Origin of the sequence: Bradyrhizobium cenepequi, from assembly GCF_020329485.1 — a bacterium.
Classification (GTDB): Bacteria; Pseudomonadota; Alphaproteobacteria; order Rhizobiales; family Xanthobacteraceae; genus Bradyrhizobium; species Bradyrhizobium cenepequi.
The window spans coordinates 17001-34216 of the sequence record NZ_JAGKJI010000053.1; the positions used below are offsets into that span (position 1 = coordinate 17001).

The following is a 17216-nucleotide window of genomic DNA, read 5'->3' on the forward strand; positions in this document are numbered from 1 at the left end:
GCGCCTGTTGCCCGCCGCGCCGGAAATAAAAACTGCGCGGAACTGTTGATTGAAGCTCGCGAACGATGTCGCGCCCCTTTGGTCGGGGCGCGGCAGTGATTCAGGAGGCGGCAATGACGGTACGTTCCATTCTCGATTCCAAGGGCCACCACATCACGAGCGTCCCGCCGGACGCCACGCTGACCGATGCGATCAAGACGCTCGGCGAGCGCAAGATCGGCGCCGTGCTGGTCATGGACGAAGGCCGCATCGAGGGCATCTTGTCGGAGCGCGACATCGTTCGCGTGCTCGGCGAGTGCGGCGCCGGTGTGCTCGATGAGCCCGTCAGCGCGGTGATGACGCGCAAGGTGGTCAGTTGCCGCCCGTCCGACACCGTCGCCGGCATCATGGAAATGATGACGCTCGGAAAATTCCGCCATCTGCCCGTGTTCGAAGGCGATCGCGTGGTCGGCCTGATCTCGATCGGCGACATCGTCAAGCGCCGGGTCCAGGAATACGAAGCCGAGCAGGAAGCGCTGCGCGACTACATCAAGACGGCCTGAAATCTATTCCTTGGTCTCGTCGGGAACTGCGCCAGCAGTAGGAGCCGTCGTCGCCGGCGGCACCAGGATGTCGATCGCCTCCTGGATCGACTCGATCGCGCGCTCTGCGGCGCGCACGCCATGCGCAATCAGTTCATCCGCGCGATGGAAATCGAACCAGCCGATCTTGCCGACGCGCGGCGAGATCAAGAGGTCCGGCGGATCGCCGGCGAGCCGCGCGCGGGTGATGCGGTCCTGCATGATGTTGAAGGCGTCCACCATCACGGTCGAGATACCCGGCCGCGTGCTGCTGCCGAAGAATTCGCGCTTCATGGTACGCTCGGCCGAGAAGAACTTGCCAAAGCGCCGCTTCGGCGGGACGGGATCCGGCACGACTTCGGGCACAACGGTAACGTCGGTCGGCTGGCCGTGCGAATAGATCGTCGTGGAGTGCGTGAACACATCGCTGGAAAGATTGGCCGCGATTACGATCTCCGCACCGAACGCGCGCGCCGCCGACACCGGCACCGGATTGACCAGGGCGCCGTCGACCAGCCAGCGGTCGCCGACCAGCACGGGTGCGAAGATGCCCGGCAGCGCATAGGAGGCGCGCATCGCATCGACGACGCGGCCGTGGGTCAGCCAGATCTCATGGCCGGTGCGGACCTCGGTCGCGACGCTCGCATACTTCACCGGCAGATCCTCGATTTGGGTCCGGCCGATCGAGGCTTCGAGCTCGGCGGCAAGCTTGGCGCCGCCGATCAGGCCTGAGCCGTTCAGCCGGATATCGAGATAGCCGAGGATGTTGCGCGGCTGCAGGCTGCGCGCCCAAGCCTCCAGCGTGTCCAGATGGCCGGCCGCGTAGGCGCCGCCGACCACGGCGCCGATGGACGTGCCGACTACGACATTCGGGATGATGCCGTGGGCGATCAGCGTCTTGACGATTCCGATATGGGCAAAACCGCGTGCGGCGCCGCCGCCCAGTGCCAGCCCGATCACGGGGCGGCGTTGGGCGCCAAGACCTAGCTTGTCGGAGCCATCGGCGCTCTTCTGGCCGCGGCCCATCCAGCTGTCTAACACTCTGATTTCTCCTGCCGGCGCGAGATTAGGCTCCGCGACGCGGCGCCGCCAGAGTCGTGCATGGTTTATGTCCCAGCAGCATAGGGCCTAGGGAGGGATTGTGACTTGAGCGCGACATCCAAGGCGAGGGTCTGGGGTTCCATGACCGCAATCCCGTAAGACTGTGGAGGCTTGAATTTGCCGTGTTTTCGTTGAAAAGCATCGTTCCATGACTCGTTGGGGCGATGGCGTTGGACGATGCGGGTGGGGCTTGCCGCTTCTCCCGGGGGTTTTGCTTGCCATAGCCCTGGTTTTGGCGGTTCCGACTGCCGTTTCGGCGCAGTGGTTCGGTGAGCGACCGCCCCCAGTACCGCCGGCTTCGGTTCCCGACGCCGGACCGGCGATCAACCTGGCGCCGCCTTCCGGATCGGGCTCTGCGCCGAGCCTGCCGGCGCCATTGACCCAACCGACGATCATGCAGCCTTCGATCGCGACGAGCCCGCCAGCGGCGTCGCCACCAGGGAGCCCCGCTGCGGGCCAGGCGGTCCTGTCGCTGACCGCCCGCTATGGCAAAGATTTGCCGGTCATCAATGGCGGCCTGGTATGGCGGGTTTTTGCCGACAAGCCGGACGACGCCGGCACCTTCAAGCTGGTCCGCGAAGATCGCGGCGCCACGCCCAATATCGTGCTGCCGCCGGGCAATTACGTGGTCCACGTGGCACTCGGCCTGGTTAGCGCAGTGCGGGTCGTGAGCCTGAAGTCGGAGCCCGACCGCGAGTCCTTCATCCTGCCGGCCGGTGGCCTGCGCATCGAAGGCCGGGTCGGCACCAGCAAGATTCCGCCGAACCAGATCTCATTCGCGATCTACAAGGGCAGCCAGTTCGACGGATCGGACGGCAACGCCCTGGTCCCCAACGTCGCCGCCGGCGACGTCGCGCTGTTACCGGAGGGGACTTTTCACATCATCTCCAACTATGGTGACGCCAATTCGGTGGTGCGTTCCGACATCCGCGTCCAGGCCGGCAAGCTCACTGACGTTACCGTCAGTCATCGCGCGGCGGTCATCACGTTGAAGCTCGTCAGCGAAAAAGGCGGCGAGGCGCTGGCGAACACCGCATGGTCGGTGATCACGCCGGGCGGCGACGTCATCAAGGAGTCGATCGGTGCATTCCCGCGCGTCGTGCTCTCCGAAGGCGAATATCGCGCCATTGCCAAGAACGAGGGCAAGGTGTTTGAGCGGCCCTTCAACGTCGTCAACGGCGTCGACGGGGAGGTCGAGGTCGTCGCGCGCTAGATGCGAATAAAATTTTCAGCAATTGTCATAGTCTCTAACGCACACTAACCAAGAGCTGACTTAAAACTGTCATAATCGCGCCGACATCGCGTCGACTGCGCAATCTTTACATTGCTTTAAGCGAGCCCGATTTGGATGCACCGGGGACTGGAGCATGAAATCGGACGCGGAAGCCGGCTTTCCCTTGCGACAGACGCGAAGCGTTTGCGCTGCGATCATGCTCGAATGTGAAGTGAGGTCGTGATCCGATCTTCGTTCGGACCATGATCTGGTAGTTCGGGGCGCGTCATGAGTGCGGCGAAGAAGTCGTCGGGAAGATTCAACACAGAAATGTTCGGCGACGTCCCGGTGCTCAAGCGCAAGTGGCAAGCCGCACTGCGTCCGGGCAATAGACTGCCCCGCTATGAGGACGTGATGCTCGGCAGCCTTGGCCGGCTCGCCGATCACATCGTCCTGCTCAAGGAAAGGGGCGGTACGCTCAGCGTCTCGCAACCCGGCCGGTACATCCAGCAATGGCTGAATGACGAGCGCTGGGACATGACGCTGGACGAGCTGTCGCCGGATTGCGCGACCGCCCTCGGCGAAGCCGCGGCCAACGCGGTTCTCAATCACCGGCCCTATCTTGCCACGGCGCACTGCGTGCGCGACGGTCTTGTCCGTACCTATGACGTGCTGGCGCTGCCGACCTCCTCGCGCTGGGGCGGCACGCTGATCGGCGCCTATGTCAACGAGCGCGGCGCCCAATACAATCTGCTCGACACGATCTTCGCGGCGACCGACGAAGGCGTGCTGTCGCTGGCCGCCATTCGCGACCCGCGTGGCGAGCCGTTCGATTTCCAGATCGTTCATCTCAACCAGGGCGCGGCGAGGCTCCTGAAACGCCCCGAGCGCGAGCTGTTGTGGCAGAGGCTCAGCGCAGGCGGAAACCTGCTCTGCGCCGACGACGTGACCGAGCGTCTGCGCGAGACCGTCTGCGGGGCTAGCGGGACCCAGTTCGAGATCGAGAGCGAAGACCGCTGCCTGCGGCTCGCCGTCACCGCGTTTGGCGACATGCTGTCGCTGACTTTGTCCGATGTCACGGCGCTGAAGCGGCGCGAGGTCTCTTTCCGCCTGCTGTTCGAGAACAACCCGATGCCGATGTGGGTGTTCGACGCCGCAACCATGGAATTTCTCGGCGTCAACGACGCGGCGGTCCAGCATTATGGCTATTCGCGCGAGAAATTCCTGACGATGAAGTTGCGCGAGATCTGGCCGGAGGACGAATGGGCTTCCCATAGCAAGGCGCTGCAGGAGATCGGCGACGTCTATCATTCCAGCCGTGACTGGCGGCACATCAAGGCGGATGGCAGCGAAATCCATGTGCTGACTTTCGGCCGCCGCGTCGCCTTCGACGGCCGCGACGGTTACCTCGTGGCCCTGGTCGATATCACCGAGCGGCGCAAGGCCGAGGCCCGCATTGCCTACATGGCCCATCATGATGGTCTGACCAATCTGGCGAACCGGGACTTCTTTCAGGATCGCCTGCGCGATGCGCTGCAGCGGAGCAAGCCGGGGAGCAAGCGCGTCGCCGTACTGTGCGTCGACCTCGATCTGTTCAAGAACGTCAACGACTCCTTCGGCCACGCGATGGGCGATCGGCTGTTGAAGCAGGTTGCCGAGCGGCTCACGGCCGATATCAGCGGCGACAATCTGGCCGCGCGGCTCGGCGGCGATGAATTCGCAATCGTGCTCTCCGATGTCACGCCGAACGAGACGAGCGACTTCGCCGAACGCCTGATCGAGACACTGAGCGCGCGCTACGACATCGACGGCATCGAGGTGGTGGTCGGCGCGAGCGTCGGCATCGCGCTATCGCCGGGCGACGGCACCAGCTCGGAAGAATTGATGCGCAACGCCGACATGGCGCTCTATCGCGCCAAGTCGGACGGCGGCGGGGTGCATCGTTTCTTCGAGCATGAGATGGACCGCCAAGCGCAGAAGCGCCGCGATCTCGAACGCGACCTGCGCCATGCCTTCGCCAATGGCGAATTCGAGCTGCACTATCAGCCGCTGGTCGACATCGCCTCCGACCGGATCAGCGGGTTCGAATCGCTGCTACGCTGGCGCCATCCGGAGAAGGGCATGATCTCGCCGGCCGAGTTCGTGCCGGTCGCCGAGGACATCGGCCTGATCGTGCAGCTTGGCGAATGGGTGCTGCGCGAGGCTTGCTCGGAAGCGACGAAATGGCCCGACGAGATCAAGGTCGCCGTCAACCTGTCGCCGGTGCAGTTCCGCAGCCGCAATCTGGTGCAGGCGGTCATCTCGGCGCTGGCGCATTCCGGTCTGTCGCCGCGGCGGCTCGAGCTTGAGATTACGGAGTCCGTCTTCCTTGCCGAGACCGAAGCCAATCTCGCGATCCTGCATCAGCTCCGCGAGCTCGGCGTCAGTATCTCCATGGACGACTTCGGCACCGGCTATTCCAGCCTGAGTTACCTACGCAGCTTTCCATTCGACAAGATCAAGATCGACCGCTCCTTCGTGAAGGATCTGGCGCGCCGCACCGATTGCGTGGCGATCGTGCGCGCGATCTCGGGCCTCGGCCGCAGCCTGAACATCACCACCACCGCCGAGGGTGTGGAGACGGTCGATCAGCTCGACTGGCTGCGCGCCGAGGGCTGCAACGAGGTGCAGGGATTCTTGTTCAGCGCAGCACGGCCGGCGGACGAAATCGCAACGCTGTTGGCAGGCTTTGCGACGCGCGCATCGAGGGCGGCCTGACGTCATTTGCCGCGCGGCCGTCTCCGCCCCAAATTTGTCGACTCACGGCGATATGGGACACGGACGATGACCATCGCTCCAGACCGTCGCGTGATCCGGTTCGCCTTGCTGCCGCTTCTGCTTGCGGGCACCGTTTGCGGGCCATTCGAGGTCTCCGCTCAGTCGGATACTGCGACGGCGGCGCAAGACATGTTTGCCGGCGTCACCGTGCGGATGCCGGATGCATTCTATGATCCGCCGGCGCAAGTGCCGGATACGCCAGGCGCGCTGCTGCGCAGCGAGCCCCTCCGGAACATCAGGCTCCCGGCTGGTATGCGCGGCTGGCGTATCCTTTATACGACCACCGTGAACGACATCACGCGCGCAACCGCGGTCGCGACCGTGGTTGCGCCGATCGATCCGCCAGCGGGGCCGCGTCCCCTGATCACCTGGGAGCACGGTACAACCGGCCTGCAGCAGAGATGCATGCCGTCGCTGATATCGGCGCCGACCTTGGGCATTCCCGCGCTCGATCAGATCGTGCGGGCAGGCTGGGTCATCGTCGCGACCGACTACTCATTCGCCGAGAAGGGCGGCCCGCATCCGTATCTCATCGGCGAAGGCGAGGCGCGCGCCGCGCTCGACTCGGTACGCGCCGCACGGCAGATGTCCGAGCTGACGCTGGAGGCGCGCACCGTGGTGTGGGGGCATTCGCAAGGCGGACATTCGGCATTGTGGACCGGCATCGTCGCTCCACGTTACGCGCCGGAGATCGAGATCGCAGGCGTCGCCGCGATCGCGCCGGCCACAAACCTGCGGAACATCCTTGCCATGAACCAGGGGATCGACAAACGGCTCGGGCCGTATGTCGCGCTGGCCTACAGCCGCTTCTATCCCGACATTACCTTCGAGCAGGCGGTTCGCCCCGAGGCGCTCCCGGCCGCGCGCGGGATCGCAGGCCTGTGCGGCTTCCTCCCGGCGGAGGAGCCGCTGCGGGCAGCGGCGCTCACTGCGACGTTTGAAGGTCCCGCATTGGCCACACGCAGCAGTGCAGCGCTTTCCGCAAGACTCGCGCAGAATAGTCCCGACCATCCTATCCCGGCGCCTGTGGTGATCGCGCAGGGCGCCGAGGATGATGTGGTGCCGCCGGCGGTGACCGCCAGCTATGTCGAAGAGCGCTGCGCTGCCGGCCAGCGGCTCGAATATTGGACCTTCGCGAGGCTCGATCACGGCATGGTGCAGCCGGGATCAAAGCTCGAAGAGCCGCTGATTGCGTGGACCGCGGCACGATTCGCAAACGAGCCGCCGCCAAAGGGCTGTACACGCAAGTCGCTCTGATGCGAACTGCGTCCACGATCGATGCTGCGCTCCCTCTCCCGCAAGCGGGAGAGGTGGGAAGACCACGTCAGAACCGCGTCACGATATCCGACAGCGCCGGACGCGGGCGGTCTTCGCTCGGCTTGGTCGGTTTGCCGATATGGATCAGCCCTGCGAGCTTCTCGTCGGGCTTCAGGCCAAGCCCATCGAGCACATCGCGGTCGAAGGCGAACCAGCCGGTGAGCCAGCATGCGCCGTAGCCGAGCGCGGTCGCCGCGGTGACGATGTTCATGGCGCTGGCGCCGGCCGAGAGCTCCTGCTCCCACGGCGGCACCTTCGGATGCGGCTTGGTGAAGCTGACGATGCCGATCACCAGCGGCGCATCGGTGAGCTGCCGCTTCTGGGTCTGGACATCGGCCGCCGGCGCGCCCGGGTTCTTCTTCGCAAACACGCTCGCGATCACGTCGCCGGCGCGGTTGCGCGCCTCGCCCTCGAACACGATGAAGCGCCAGGGCGCGAGCTTGCCGTGGTCCGGCACCCGTGCGCCGATCGTCAAAATGGTCTCGAGCTCGGCCGGCGAGGGGCCGGGCCCGGTCATCTCGCGCGGCTTGACCGAGCGGCGGGTTTTCAACAATTCAATGGCGTCGGGCACTGCAGCTTTCCTCAAGGTCACGGGCATTCTGCCCAAAAGATAGGGTCGAACGCCCGCGACCGGAAGCGAGTTTAGATGGATTACAGCGTCAGGACAGCGACTTTGCCCGCTTGATGTCCGGGGCCGTTGCCTCGTCTGCCAGTGCGGCGAGCGCATCCGCCGTCGGCATCACGGTCTGACGTTCGCTGCCGAGCCGGCGGACCGAGACCGAATGGGTCTCGGCTTCCTTCTTGCCGACCACGAGCAGCGCCGGGATCTTTGCCAGCGAGTGCTCGCGGACCTTATAGTTGATCTTCTCGTTGCGCAGGTCGATCTCGACGCGCAAGCCCGCGCTCCGCGCCGCAGCGACCACCTGCTTGGCATATTCGTCAGCCTCGGAGGTGATGGTGGTGACGACCACCTGCATCGGCGCCAGCCACAGCGGGAAGTTGCCGGCATAGTGCTCGATCAGGATGCCGATGAAGCGTTCCATGGAGCCGCAGATCGCGCGGTGAACCATCACCGGCGCCTTCTTCGAGCCGTCATGGTCGATGTAGAACGCGCCGAACCGCTCGGGCAGGTTGAAGTCGACCTGCGTCGTGCCGCACTGCCAGTCGCGGCCGATGGCGTCGCGCAGCACATATTCGAACTTCGGCCCGTAGAACGCGCCTTCGCCTGGATTGATCGCGGTCTTGATCTTATGGTCGTGACCCTGCGCCTCGATCTGCGACAGCACGGTCGCCATCACGCGCTCGGCATGGTCCCACATCGCATCGGTGCCGACCCGCTTCTCCGGCCTCGTCGAGAGCTTGACGGTGAGTTCGCCCTCGAAGCCGAAATCGGCGTAGGTCGACAGGATCAGGTCGTTGATCTTCAGGCACTCGTCGGCGAGCTGCTCCTCGGTGCAGAACACATGCGCATCGTCCTGCGTGAAGCCGCGCACGCGCATCAGGCCGTGCATCGCGCCTGACGGCTCGTAGCGATGCACGATGCCGAATTCGGCAAGCCGCAAGGGCAGGTCGCGATAGCTCTTCAGGCCATGCTTGAAGATCTGCACATGGCCGGGGCAATTCATCGGCTTCAGCGCGAACCAGCGCTTGTCCTCGGCCTCATCGCCGGCGGACTGCGCCGCGAACATGTTCTCCCGGTACCAATCCCAATGGCCCGAGGTTTCCCACAGCGCTTTGTCGAGGATCTGCGGCGCGTTGACCTCCTGGTAGTCGCCGGCGAGGCGGCGACGCATATAGGCGATCAGCTGCTGGAAGATGGTCCAGCCCTTCGGGTGCCAGAACACGACGCCCGGGCCTTCCTCCTGAAAGTGGAACAGATCGAGCTCGCGGCCGAGCTTGCGATGGTCGCGCTTTTCGGCTTCCTCGATCTGCTTCAGATAGGCGTCGAGATCGTCCTGCTTCGCGAATGCCGTACCGTAGATGCGGGTCAGCATTGGATTATTGGAATCGCCGCGCCAATAGGCGCCCGCCACCTTCATCAATTTGAAGGCGTTACCGATCCTGCCGGTCGAGGTCATGTGCGGACCGCGGCAGAGATCGAACCAGTCGCCCTGGAAGTAGATCTTGATCGGCTCGTCGCCGGGGATGGCGTCGACCAGTTCGACCTTGAACGCCTCGCCCTTGTCGCGGAACACCTCCTTGGCCTTCTCGCGCGACCACACTTCCTTGCTGAAAGGTTTGTCGCGCGCGATGATCTCGCGCATCTTCTTTTCGATGGCGGCAAAATCTTCCGGGGTGAACGGCTCGTTGCGGAAGAAGTCGTAATAAAAACCGTTCTCGATGACGGGGCCGATCGTCACCTGCGTGCCCGGCCACAGCGACTGCACGGCTTCCGCCAGCACATGGGCGCAATCATGACGGATCAGTTCCAGCGCGCGCGTATCGTCACGCGAGATCAGTTCGATCTTCGCATCCTCCGTGATGGGATCGTTGAGGTCATACAGAACGCCATCGAGCGCCATCGCCACCGTGCGTTTGGCCAGGGAGGGCGAGATGTCCTGGGCGACCTCGAGCCCGGTGATGTTCCTGGCGAACTCGCGTTTCGCCCCGTCAGGGAAGGTGAGGGTAACTTTTTCCACGGGCTGGGCGGGCTTGAGATTGGCGATGCTGTACTGGAATCCGGATTCGGACTTGTGATCGTCGGACATGTCATTCTCCTGTGGCTCACTCCTGCGAACGAACGCAGGTAAGCGGAAAGCAGCGATATAGCAGGCGATTCGGCCGACGCAATCCGGCAATATCAAGAAATCAGCGAGGAATTGACTTGGTTGTCCTCGCTGCAGGACATTCAACCGCTGCGTATCAACAGGTCTCCGATCGTGATCTCCGCCGCCGAGGTTCGTTTGCAAATGCGCCCTTTTCTTCTTCGTCCGGCTGGTTTACATGCATCTGCATGAAAATGATGCCCGCGACAGAGCGCTTGGCGCCCACCTCTCTCATGCTTGGAAATATCGTCACCGGCTGCTCCGTGCTGGCGCCGGCGGGGATGCTTCCGGAACTATCCAGTGCACTGGATGTCTCGATCCACGCCGCGGGGCTTTTGATCACGTTCGGTGCGATGGTCTTGTGCGTCGGTTCGCCGCTGACGGCATGGCTGACCAGCCGCATCGATCGCCGCACCTTGCTCGGCGTGACGCTCGCGGTGCTCACGGTCACCAATCTCGCCTCCGCCCTGGCACCTGATTACGCGAGCCTTCTTGTCATTCGCCTCATCATGCTGGCGATCGGCGCGCTCTATACGCCGCAGGCGGCCGGCACTGGCGCGCTGATCGTGCCGGTCGAGCGGCGCGGCTCGACCATCGCTTATATCTTCCTCGGCTGGTCGCTCGCGGCTGCGGTCGGGCTGCCGCTGATCACCTTCATCGCAAGCCATTACGGCTTCCGCGCCGCCTATGGCGGCATCGCGCTGGCCGGCTGCGTGAGCTGCGCGCTGCTGGTGTGGCGATTGCCGCGCGGGTTGCTCGGCGCGCCCGTCGATCTGAAGACCTGGACCGAGCTCGGCCGCAACCGGATGGTGCTCGTGCTGCTCGCGATCACGACGCTGCAGATGTCGGGCCAGTTCGTGGTGTTCACCTTCATGGGACCGCTGCTTGCAAGATTGACCGGCGCCGGCCCCAACGCCATCGGGCTCGTCTTCGGCCTTTATGGCGTCTGCGGCTTCATCGGCGTCATGATCGCGACCCGCATCGTCGATTCCTGGGGGCCGTATCGCACGTCGGTGCTGTTCACCACACTGATGCTGATCGGCGTGACCGGTTGGGCGCTGAGCGCGGGCGTCTATGCACTGATGGCCGGCTCAGTTGCGATCTGGGGGCTCGGCTTTGCTTCCACCAATTCAATGCAGCAGGTGCGACTGGTCGCAGCGGCTCCGGCGCTTGCATCGGCGTCGGTGTCGCTGAATACCTCCGTGCTCTATATCGGGCAGGCGATTGGCTCCGCGATCGGCGGCGCGCTGTTTGCGCACGGCTGGTTCCACGGTACGGGCTATGTCTGCGCGGCTTTCGTGGCGCTGGCGCTGGCCACCATCGTGCTGACTGGGCCCCGCCGCGCGGCGGCGGAGCAATGAGCTAGCGGCTAGCCGATGGAGCGTTTGCGATCCGCGCCAGCGATGTGGTTCCTGCCATCTTCACCAGCACTTCCTTCACCGGATACTGCGTCCAGGCTTGCGTCACGTAATCGCGGTGGGTGACGCCGTCGGGCGTCTGCACGAACACGACGCTGCCGGGCTGCAGCGGTCCGTCCATGCTCTCGCGGACCCGGATGCCCTTGTTCCTGAGCATCGTCATCAGTTCCTCGTCATGTCGCTTGGTGTAGCGAGTGTAGGAGCTCACGAAAAAGCCGGTGCGGTTGTTCTCGATCCAGGAGGCGAACTTGTCGAGCTCACCGTAGACCGCATCCAGCAGCATCACGCCGCGCACGCGGCTGGTGGCGCCGCCGACATCGAGGCTCCAGGCGGTCGGCAGGAAGCCGCCGCTATAGCCGACGATCACGACCGGCATGTTGGCGAAGGCCGCCGCCGATTTGGGATCGCCATAGAGGCGGGCGAGGTGGGAGGTGGATTCGTCGAGGAAGCGCTTGAAGCCGCCCACCTGCCAGAATTTGCCGGCGCTGGAATCGGCGGCATCGACCGCCATCTGCGGCGCCAGCAGCACGGCGTTCACGCCGGAGTCCGAGATCTGCTGCGGCACCAATTGCCGGTCGCGCACGTCGCGCTCGAGCGTTGCGCCATTGCCGTGGAAGAACACCACGATCACGCCCGGCTTGCGGACGTCGAAATTCTCAGGGACGTGCACCAGCACGCGGCTGTCATTGTAGGTCTCGTCCTGCCAATAGACGCGGCCCGAATAGCTGCGATGGCCTTTGCGGCCGGCGTTCGCGACGTTGAGGAACGGGGCATCCGAGCGCGGATTGTTGCCGAAATAGGGGAAGGCGGAGGATTTCATGCTAACCAGCGTCGTCAGCCCTTCGCGTTCGCCAGGCCGCGGCAGATTGAGCGTGGGCATCAGCGAGGCCACGCGGACCGGCGCGGCACGCTGCGGCTGCGGCTCCGCGCCGGGGACGGCGGCCTGCCGCTGCACGAAGCTTTCCTGTTCGGTCGGGAAGCGCTCCTTGAACGATGGTGCCGGGAAGCGATCTACAAATGCGTCGCCCGAAACGGCTTGCGTGTTCGCGGCGAGCGCGGTGGCGCTAGGCGCTCTGCCGCATTGAGCCAGCATGGCAGCGAGCGGTAGAAGCAGCGAGCAGGTCGCGATCCAGCGCCGCGGCGAGCGCAGCCGCGGGGCTGGGTATATGACCCGGTCCGCGCGATCATGCTTCTGGAACGTTGGGTTCGCCGCCCCGATCATCCACCCACTACCCCGAACTCCCGGCAAACGCCGAATCTGAGCGCACCGGTGTTTAGGTGACGTTAAGCTTCCGGAAAACTTCCCCATCCGGAAGTAGCAAGAAGACCATCCAATCGTGTCGCGATTGTGGGCCGGCCCTGGTGTTTACACAAACGCCGGCTCCTTGAAGGCACCAATGTGGTATTTTAATACCCGAATCTCGGCTTTAGTTAGATGCTTGTTAACGTTGCTTGAATTGGCCGTTTTCCGCCTGCACGATGAGAATCGTTGAAGCGCGCGGCGCTGAAGGTACGGTCCGATATGGCGGCATCACACACGGGCAGCGCGGCATGGTCCGGTTCGCTCCCCGGAAGCGGCTCGACCGTTTCGGTCCTCGTGGCCACGGCCATTGTGGTGGCCGACATGGTGGGCGTCGGCGTCTTCACCAGCCTCGGTTTCCAGGTCAAGGACATTCCCTCGGGTTTCTCGATCCTGCTGCTGTGGACCGTCGGTGGCGTCGTCGCACTGTGCGGCGTATTTTCCTATGGCGAACTCGGCGCAATGTTTCCGCGCTCGAGCGGCGAGTACAATTTCCTGAGCCGCGCCTATCACCCGGCGTTCGGGTTCGTCGCCGGCTGGGTGTCGGCGACCGTCGGCTTCGCCGCGCCGGTCGCGCTCGCTGCGATGGCGTTCGGCGAATACGGCAAGTCGGTCTTGCCGAACGCGCCGCCGCTGGTGCTCGCGCTAGGCGTGGTGTGGCTGGTATCGATCATCCAGCTCACCGGCGTCAGACATTCCTCGACCTTCCAGCTGGTCTCGACCATCCTGAAGGTGGTGCTGATCGTGGCGTTCCTGGTCTCCGGATACTTGATCACGACCCCGCAGCCGATCTCGTTCGCGCCGAGTTCGGCCGATCTTTCCCATATCGGCAGCGCGCCGTTCGCGATCAGTCTAGTGTTCGTGATGTATTCGTTCTCCGGCTGGAACGCGGCGACCTACATCATAGGCGAGATGCGCCTGCCGGAGCGCAACCTGCCGCGTGCGATGCTGTCGGGAACGCTGATCGTGCTCGTGCTCTACGTCGCGCTGAACGCGGTGTTCCTGCACACCGCGCCAATCGACAAGCTTGCCGGCCAACTCGACGTTGCCCGCATCTCCGGCAGCTATATCTTCGGCGAGGTCGGCGGCCGCATTGTCGGCGCGATGATCTGTGTCGGGCTGATCTCCTCGATCAGCGCGATGATGTGGATCGGTCCGCGCGTGATGATGACCATGGGCGAAGACATCCCGGCACTGCGGATCTTCGCCCGCCACTCGACCAGCGGCGCGCCAGCCTACGCCATCCTGTTCCAGCTTGCGGTGGCGACGTTGATGCTGTTCACGCGCAGCTTCGAGGCGGTGCTCGACTTCATCCAGTTCGCACTTCTGTTCTGCTCGTTCTTCACGGTGCTTGGGGTGATCAAGCTGCGCATCACGCGTCCCGACCTGCCGCGGCCTTATCGCGCCTGGGGATACCCGGTCACCCCAGTGGTTTTCCTGCTCGTGACCGGTTTCATGATGTACTATCTACTGACCGGCCGGCCGCTGCAGTCGGCGCTTGGTACCTTGATCATGCTTTCCGGCCTCTTGATCTACGCCGTTTTCCGCAAAGGGGCGGCGGACCCGGTGACGTCAGGAGCATCGGGTCGCGAATGAGGATGTTCCCGTCATTGAAGATTGTCGCGCTCGCTTTCGCCATCATGCTTGCGGCGCTGCCGGCGCGTGCCGCCACGACTGTGACCGCCGACGACACCGCGCGCTTCCTGGCGGGCATGATGCCGTCGGCGGATTCTCCACTGATCCCGCTGACCAGGGATCCTGCCTGGCAACAGCACGCCCGATTCTTCGACCAGGCCTTTGCGCAGCTCGAGCAGCGCCAGTTGTCGAAGATCCGCGCCTGGGCGGAGACCAATCTCGCAGCGCCGCGGCCGACCATGTTCTACATGTTCTCCGGGCCCGACTTCATCTACGCCGACGCCTTCTATTCCAGTGCGACGACCTATGTCTTGAGCGCGCTCGAGCCGGCGGGCTCCGTGCCTGACCTGACGCGATTGCCGCGCGGCGACGTCGCTGCTGCGCTTTACAATGTCGAACGCTCGCTGTCCTCGATCCTCAGCTTCTCCTTCTTCATCACCAAGAAGATGAAGGTCGATCTGCATGAGGGCGAGATCAGCGGCACCTTGCCCATCCTCTATGTGTTCCTGGCGCGCTCGGGCAAGACCATCCGCAGCGTCACGCCGGTCGCGCTCGACGAGAATGGTGTCGTCGGCACGGAAGGCGGTGGCAAAGGCGCGGTGCGCGGCGCGCGCATCACCTTCGCCGGCAATGACGGCGTCGAGCGCACGCTCTATTATTTCTCGACCGATCTCTCCAATTCCGGCGTCAAGGCGAGCGGCTTTTTGAAATTCTGCGAGACGCTCGCGCCCGGCAACAGCCTGCTCAAGAGCGCGTCCTATCTCATGCACGCCGGCAATTTCACCGTCGTGCGCGACTTCATCCTCAAGAACAGCGCCACCATCATCCAGGACGATTCCGGAATTCCGCTCGTCTACTTCAACCAGAGGCGCTGGCGCTTCTTCCCGTTCGGCCGTTATGCCGGCCCGATCGCCGAGTTCCCGGGCCGCTATCAGGACGCCTACGCCGAACTGTTCCGCCGCGCGCAGCCGATCGATTTCGGCATCGGCTATCGGTGGCGCACGCATGAAACCAACCTGCTGCTCGCCGTGCAATTGCCAGGCGATGGCTTCGGAACCGCCGACGCGGTTGCGCAGGATGCGCCAGCGCCCAAACCGCCGCCTCGTCCGAGGCCGCCGCGGCCGCCGGAGACGTTGTTCGGTCCGCCGCCCGGGGGCTTCTTCTGGTTCGGGCGCTAGATTCCACTCGCGCTTCAACATCCGGTGAGTATTGCGATCGTAACTCACTAGCTGGATCGATCGCGATTCCTGCAATCGATCCGTAACCGCGCGTCGTCAGTGATCTGTCACCCAAGTCAGAGGGATTGATATGACCGCTACCGATGCCGACGAACGGTTCAGCAAATGGCTGGGCCTCTTTAATGCCAATGCAGCGGCCGCAGACATTGATGCGCTGCTGATCCTGTTCCATCCGGACGCGTTCTGGCGTGACCTGCTGGCATTCACCTGGAACGTGCGTACTGCCGAAGGTCGTGACGAAATCCGACAGATGTTGGATGCGTGCCTTGCGCGTACGGCGCCCGCGGCATGGCGGCAAACGAGACCAGCGCGTCTCGAAGACGGCATCGTCGAAGGGATAGTCGAGTTCGAGACGCAGGTCGCTCGCTGCAAAGCAGTGATTCGCTTGAGAGAAGGCAAAGCCTGGACATTGCTTACCTCGATGGTGGAGCTCAAGGGCCTCGAAGCATCGCCAAGCCCCGACGATGTCAGCCATAGCGGAGGCGCACATCCCGAAAAGCGAGGCAGCGACATGTTCGCCTCGACGAACCAACCCTATTGCGTCATCGTTGGGGCCGGACACTGCGGCCTTGGCTTGGGCGCGCAGCTCCGGAAGCTCGGCGTCCCGACGCTGATCATCGATCGCCGCGAACGACCCTCCGATACCTGGCGAGACCGCCACGATTCGCTGACGCTGCACTCGCCCTCATACTTTGATCAGATGCCAGGGTTCTCCTATCCCGATGACTGGCCGCTGCATCCCTCGAAGGAGCGTTTCGCCGACTGGCTGGATGCCTATCAGTCGGTGATGCAAGCCGACGTGATGACGGGCGCGGAGTGCGTAGGGGCCGAATACGATGATGCGCGAGGGAAATGGCGGCTGCAGGTCAGACGTCGCGATCGCGGGATCATCGAGCTTAGCCCTGCGCAGCTTGTGCTCGCGACCGGACTATTCGGGGCTCCGAAGGTCCCGGACATACCCGGAAAGGAGCGGTTCAAGGGACTGCAACAACATGCAAGCCTGTATCGTCGCAATCCTCATCACAGGAACCGCCGGTGCGTGGTGGTGGGATCAGGCACCACGGCGCACGATATTTCCGCGGATCTTTTGGCATCCGGCGCAAACGTCACGATGATTCAGCGCAGCCCGACCATCGTAATGAGATTGGAGACCTTGCTCGAAGGATTTGCCAAGTTCTATGGCACCGAGCCGAAGGCGCAGGGTATCACAATTGACTTGGCGGACTTGTTGTTCGCCTCCATCCCTTTGCGCGTTCTAGTGGGCATGCACCAGAAGCTGGTGAAGCACGTGAAGGAGAAAGACGCGGCCTTCTACCGGCGATTGGAGAGTGTCGGCTTTCGACTGACCTTCGGTGAGGACGAGAGCGGCGTGTTTCCCCAGGTCCTGCGCGATCCCGGTGGCTACTACATCGACGTCGGTGCGTCCGAGCTGATCGCCGACGGCAGCATCAATCTGAGAAGTGGCGTCGGCATCACGGCGCTTCGCGAAGAAAGTGTAGTTCTCAGCGACGGGAGCGAACTTCCCGCTGATATGATCTTCTACGCAACCGGCTACGAACGCTCCTCGTTCGAAACCATCCTGCCCCCAGGGACGGTGAATAGGGTCGGCCCGCTCTGGGGCTTTGGCTCAGGTACCCGTTGCGATCCCGGCCCTTGGGAGGGGGAGCTGCGGAATATGTGGAAGCCCACGCAGCAGGAAGGGTTGTGGTTTCACAGTGCCGGAGTTGGAATGGCACGATTTTACTCACGCATCCTGGCCCTGCAGATCAAAGCCCGACAGGCCAGGATGGCGACGCCCGTGTACAACGGCGAAGCTGTCAACGCGCTCGAGGCTGCGTGAGCCGCTCCAATT

The 17216-nt window shown here is 63.7% G+C and carries 12 protein-coding genes; 8 read left to right on the forward strand and 4 right to left on the reverse strand.

From position 1 onward, the window contains the following. Nucleotides 1–113: 113 nt before the first annotated feature. Nucleotides 114–542 (forward strand): CBS domain-containing protein, encoded by a 429-nt coding sequence (locus J6497_RS33925; RefSeq protein WP_225708565.1) that lies wholly within the window; start codon nt 114–116, stop codon nt 540–542. Between the two features lie 3 nt (nt 543–545). On the opposite strand, the gene J6497_RS33930 is transcribed toward J6497_RS33925, so the two are convergent. Beyond that, nucleotides 546–1601 carry a patatin-like phospholipase family protein gene (locus tag J6497_RS33930; protein WP_225708566.1) on the reverse strand — a complete coding sequence of 352 codons (1056 nt, stop codon included), beginning with the start codon at nt 1599–1601 and terminating at the stop codon, nt 546–548. A 208-nt stretch (nt 1602–1809) separates the two neighbouring features. On the opposite strand from J6497_RS33930, the gene J6497_RS33935 reads away from it, so the two are divergent. The 3 genes from J6497_RS33935 to J6497_RS33945 all read left to right on the forward strand — a co-directional run bounded on the left by J6497_RS33935 (nt 1810) and on the right by J6497_RS33945 (nt 6948). Then, nucleotides 1810–2874, forward strand: coding sequence for an RgsD C-terminal domain-containing protein (locus J6497_RS33935; RefSeq protein ID WP_225708567.1), 1065 nt, complete (start codon nt 1810–1812; stop codon nt 2872–2874). A gap of 288 nt (nt 2875–3162) precedes the next feature. Then, on the forward strand, nt 3163–5631 hold the full coding sequence (locus J6497_RS33940) for a putative bifunctional diguanylate cyclase/phosphodiesterase (RefSeq protein WP_225708568.1): 2469 nt from the start codon (nt 3163–3165) through the stop codon (nt 5629–5631). A 66-nt stretch (nt 5632–5697) separates the two neighbouring features. Beyond that, nucleotides 5698–6948 (forward strand): lipase family protein, encoded by a 1251-nt coding sequence (locus tag J6497_RS33945; RefSeq protein ID WP_225708569.1) that lies wholly within the window; start codon nt 5698–5700, stop codon nt 6946–6948. A 67-nt stretch (nt 6949–7015) separates the two neighbouring features. Here the strand turns inward: J6497_RS33945 and J6497_RS33950 are convergent, their stop codons facing one another. Together J6497_RS33950 and thrS are read right to left on the reverse strand one after the other, a co-directional pair. Then, nucleotides 7016–7579 carry a nitroreductase family protein gene (locus J6497_RS33950; protein ID WP_225708570.1) on the reverse strand — a complete coding sequence of 188 codons (564 nt, stop codon included), beginning with the start codon at nt 7577–7579 and terminating at the stop codon, nt 7016–7018. 88 nt (nt 7580–7667) lie between these two features. Further along, nucleotides 7668–9716, reverse strand: coding sequence for a threonine--tRNA ligase (gene thrS / locus J6497_RS33955; protein WP_225708571.1), 2049 nt, complete (start codon nt 9714–9716; stop codon nt 7668–7670). 245 nt (nt 9717–9961) lie between these two features. On the opposite strand from thrS, the gene J6497_RS33960 reads away from it, so the two are divergent. Then, nucleotides 9962–11134: an MFS transporter gene (locus J6497_RS33960; protein WP_225708572.1), complete on the forward strand. Its 1173-nt coding sequence runs from the start codon at nt 9962–9964 to the stop codon at nt 11132–11134. Between the two features lies 1 nt (nt 11135). Here the strand turns inward: J6497_RS33960 and J6497_RS33965 are convergent, their stop codons facing one another. After that, on the reverse strand, nt 11136–12413 hold the full coding sequence (locus J6497_RS33965; RefSeq protein ID WP_225708573.1) for an alpha/beta hydrolase: 1278 nt from the start codon (nt 12411–12413) through the stop codon (nt 11136–11138). Between the two features lie 300 nt (nt 12414–12713). Here J6497_RS33965 and J6497_RS33970 point away from each other — a divergent pair, with 300 nt between their 5' ends. The 3 genes from J6497_RS33970 (at nt 12714) to J6497_RS33980 (ending at nt 17204) form a co-directional block, all read left to right on the forward strand. Beyond that, nucleotides 12714–14087, forward strand: coding sequence for an APC family permease (locus J6497_RS33970; protein WP_225708590.1), 1374 nt, complete (start codon nt 12714–12716; stop codon nt 14085–14087). 2 nt (nt 14088–14089) lie between these two features. Further along, on the forward strand, nt 14090–15304 hold the full coding sequence (locus J6497_RS33975) for a hypothetical protein (RefSeq protein WP_225708574.1): 1215 nt from the start codon (nt 14090–14092) through the stop codon (nt 15302–15304). 130 nt (nt 15305–15434) lie between these two features. Then, a complete protein-coding gene (locus J6497_RS33980) occupies nt 15435–17204 on the forward strand; it encodes a flavin-containing monooxygenase (RefSeq protein WP_225708575.1) in 1770 nt (589 codons plus the stop codon). Nucleotides 17205–17216 lie beyond the last annotated feature (12 nt).

Excerpts from the sequence above, each read along its gene's own strand:
- J6497_RS33925 (WP_225708565.1), top strand. The coding sequence starts at position 114 with ATGACGGTACGTTCCATTCTCGATTCCAAGGGCCACCACATCACGAGC.
- J6497_RS33965 (WP_225708573.1), bottom strand. The coding sequence starts at position 12,413 with ATGATCGGGGCGGCGAACCCAACGTTCCAGAAGCATGATCGCGCGGAC.
- J6497_RS33935 (WP_225708567.1), top strand. The coding sequence starts at position 1,810 with ATGACTCGTTGGGGCGATGGCGTTGGACGATGCGGGTGGGGCTTGCCG.
- J6497_RS33945 (WP_225708569.1), top strand. The coding sequence starts at position 5,698 with ATGACCATCGCTCCAGACCGTCGCGTGATCCGGTTCGCCTTGCTGCCG.
- J6497_RS33960 (WP_225708572.1), top strand. The coding sequence starts at position 9,962 with ATGAAAATGATGCCCGCGACAGAGCGCTTGGCGCCCACCTCTCTCATG.
- thrS (WP_225708571.1), bottom strand. The coding sequence starts at position 9,716 with ATGTCCGACGATCACAAGTCCGAATCCGGATTCCAGTACAGCATCGCC.
- J6497_RS33975 (WP_225708574.1), top strand. The coding sequence starts at position 14,090 with ATGTTCCCGTCATTGAAGATTGTCGCGCTCGCTTTCGCCATCATGCTT.
- J6497_RS33940 (WP_225708568.1), top strand. The coding sequence starts at position 3,163 with ATGAGTGCGGCGAAGAAGTCGTCGGGAAGATTCAACACAGAAATGTTC.
- J6497_RS33970 (WP_225708590.1), top strand. The coding sequence starts at position 12,714 with ATGGCGGCATCACACACGGGCAGCGCGGCATGGTCCGGTTCGCTCCCC.
- J6497_RS33980 (WP_225708575.1), top strand. The coding sequence starts at position 15,435 with ATGACCGCTACCGATGCCGACGAACGGTTCAGCAAATGGCTGGGCCTC.